The following is a 3,123-nucleotide window of genomic DNA, read 5'->3' on the forward strand; positions in this document are numbered from 1 at the left end:
AGCCACCATCGCTGACGATGGCACGGGTGCTAACCCACCGCCAATTGGTGGCGATGACCGCCCGACCGTATCTATTACAGGCCCACAAGCACAAGTCAGCGAAGGTGACAGTGCCAACTTTACCGTAACCCTCAACAAAGCTGCTGAGACCGGCGTCAAAGTCAAACTGTCCCTGACTGATATCGACACCGACGCTGATGATCTGGGCGACATGACCGTCTCGTACGAGCTGAACGGCAAGACCGAGGTGATCACGGCAGACAGCAACGGCGATTACACCATTCCTGCTGGGATCACTGAGCTCAATGTTTCGGTTACTACTCATCAAGATACGGACTACGAAGGCGACGAAGCATTTTCGGTCACTGTTACCCCGTCTGAAGGGGTGAGCGGCATTACCGACGGTAAGCTGGCTACAGATAACGCTATCGTGTCTGATGACGGTAAACTGGGTGGCAACAATGACATTGACGGTGGTAATGATGATCGTCCAACGTTGAACGTCAAAAGTCTCGGAGATACCGATGAAGGAAACTCGGCCACATTTAACGTTACGTTAGGTAATCAAGTTAAAGGCGAAGTCACTTACACGCTCAAGCTTGAAAGCAACGATGACTTCAATATTACTGACATCACGTCTATCAGCGTGAATGGCGATGAAATTACAGATCCTAATGACATTGCTAGCTTCTTTAACCAAGGCCACAACCTGACACTTGCGGGCAATAATACGAACTTTAGCGTCATCATTAACACCAAAGATGATAGTGAATTTGAAGGTCCTGAATCAGTCACGCTAAATGTGAATACAGACGTTGCTTTGGCGAAGTCAGGTAATCAACTATCCGACTCTGCAACGATACTGGACAACGACAATCCGCCTGTTGCAAACGATGACTATGACGGTGGCGACAGCTACTGGGTGAACAACAGCGATACAAACGGCATCTTAATTGCCTTTAACGACATTACGAAAAACGATACCGATAAAGACGACGGTGACACTGTTTCTGTCTGGAACAAAGATGACTTAGAGAGCTTTACCCTAGTACCAAGCGAAGCCGGTTCTATTGCATTGAGTGACGATGGCGAAGGGCTCGTATTTACACCTAATTCAGAATTCAACGGCCCAGTTCAAATTGAGTACTTTGCGACAGATGGAACTAATAAATCACTCGAACCGGCCAATATCCATATCTACGTCAATGAAGTGAATGCGAACAACGATGGACTCTCAACTGCATTCACAACCAGCAGTGCTGACGGCTGGCAGAACCTGGATGGGAATGAATATTTCACCATCAAAGCCCTCAAAATTGGCGATGACGGTAAACGTGTTAAAGACGGCGAGTTAGTCACGGAAGGCTCTGAGCACATTCACAGCACGGGTATTGGTGTGGCAGATACTGCACGCCCTGAGCACACAGGTGCGTCACACCAAATTGAACACAACCATCAGTATGATGTTTCTGAAGCCATTCAAATTGACCTCAACAATCCGACGTTCAGCATGGATGTGGGCATTGCGAGGCTCTTTGCTACAGAAAACGGTGGTGAAGTCGGTAAATACCTGATCTACGACGGTGATGTGTTAGTTGATGAAGTGACCTTCTCATTTGATGAGGGACACACCGGTATCATCAATATCAGCTCGGATGTTCCTTTTGACCGTGTCGTTCTTGAGTCTGCTGAACGCAAGAATGATGGCGATAGAGATGGTGGTGACTCGACGGATTTCACCATTACATCTATTTCTATACATACAGAGCAATACAAGGTCACTGAAACCAATACACTGGATTCAACTTCAACGGCACAAGGTTCATTGTTAGACAATGATAGTGACCCAGAAGGTCATAGTTTCACGGTCACGCAGATTAACGGCATAGACCTTAATTTTGACATCGACACTGGCTTCGCAACGGTTGAGTTCCCTGAAGGTATCCTGCGTATAAAAGCTGACGGTACTTTTGAATTTGATGCCAAAGACCAGGTATCTCTGAAGAAAGGGGATGCGCAATCTTTCGACTTTGAGTACACCATCAAAGACGCTAAAGGTGACACTGATACGGCTGACGTCAAAATCACTATTCTGGGTGTTAACGAAGCCCCTATCGTCGAAAAGGTCACCGCGCAAGCGAATGAAGACGACCAGAAGTTTGTTGTTGACCCGCTAGCAAACAGCAGTGACGGTGATGAAGGCGACCAGCTAAAAGCTGAGAACATCAAGCTTTCAAGCGGCAAAGCCGATGGCGTTAAAGTGGTCGATGGTCAACTTGAAGTAGATCCAAGTGCCTATCAGTACCTTGGTGAGGGAGAGAAAGAAGTCATCACCTATACCTACGATGTTGTTGAGTATGAAGGCGACACAGAAATCTCTCGCACGCCGACCACGGCAACAATCACGATTGATGGTAAGAATGATGCGCCTCAAGCTGGGGACAATTTGAACAACCCAGATACCGGTGAAGCGTATTGGACCAACAATGATGTGGGGCAAATCGTCACTATCCCCGCAAACCTTATCCTCAGCAATGCCTCTGATACCGATAAGAATGATGCGATTAAGATCGTCTTAAGTAGCCTCAAGCTTGATGACCCTAACGCGGGTGACTTTGAGCTTGTTGTGAAAGTGTCTGAAAGCGAAACGAAAACCGTATCGAAAGACTACCAACTGAAAGATGGCGAGTCGCTGGAAAGCATCATCTTCACCCCTAACCCTGACTATAGCGGACAGGTGAACCTCAGCTATCAGGTCACTGATGGTATCAGCCATTCAAACATCGCCAACGTGCCGATCATTGTGAATGCCGTTTATGCGGATAATGATGGCCTCACCTCTGCGTTCACAACCAGCAGTGCTGACGGATGGCAGAACCTCGATGGGAATGAGTACTTCACCATCAAAGCCCTCAAAATTGGTGATGACGGTAAACGCGTTAAAGACGGCGAGTTAGTCACGGAAGGCTCTGAGCACATTCACAGCACGGGTATTGGTGTGGCAGATACTGCACGCCCTGAGCACACAGGTGCGTCACACCAAATTGAACACAACCATCAGTATGATGTTTCTGAAGCCATTCAAATTGACCTCAACAATCCGACGTTCAGCATGGATGTGGG

At 47.6% G+C, this 3,123-nt stretch carries 1 protein-coding gene; it reads left to right on the forward strand.

Features of this window, described 5'->3' with window-relative positions; genetic code table 11:
- Positions 1–3,123 (forward strand): cadherin-like domain-containing protein (locus D515_RS24860; protein ID WP_039850744.1); only part of this gene is annotated, 3,123 nt, incomplete at both ends.

Source organism: Grimontia indica, assembly GCF_000333895.2.
Lineage (GTDB): Bacteria > Pseudomonadota > Gammaproteobacteria > Enterobacterales > Vibrionaceae > Enterovibrio > Enterovibrio indicus.